1 pseudogene is annotated in these 301 nt (G+C 68.4%); it reads left to right on the top strand.

Annotated features, from left to right (window positions below):
• A pseudogene (locus tag NE591_RS14340) lies at positions 1–178 on the top strand (twin-arginine translocase subunit TatC); the annotation flags it as partial.
• Positions 179–301 lie beyond the last annotated feature (123 nt).

The following is a 301-nucleotide window of genomic DNA, read 5'->3' as shown; positions in this document are numbered from 1 at the left end:
CGTCGTGCTCATGGTGGTTAGCGCCATGGCGACCCCGGATGCCTCGCCGGTCACTATGCTGCTCATGTTCGCCGCCATGATCGCGCTTTACGAGGGCAGCCTGCGTATCGCGCGCGTGGTGCTGGGCCGTCGCATCAAGCGCCAGAACGAGCGCTTGGCGGCGGAAGAGGACGAGTAAGTGCACGAGCTGGGACTGATGACCGGCGTCATGGACGCCGCCGTGGAGTCGGCCCGCGAGGCCGGCGCGACGCGGCTTCTGGGTGTGAGGGTCTCCACCGCCTCCGTGGCCTCGCCGATGGAG

The organism is Adlercreutzia sp. DFI.6.23 (assembly GCF_024462535.1).
Classification (GTDB): domain Bacteria; phylum Actinomycetota; class Coriobacteriia; order Coriobacteriales; family Eggerthellaceae; genus Adlercreutzia; species Adlercreutzia rubneri.
This window is presented reverse-complemented; position numbering and strand designations above follow the sequence as displayed.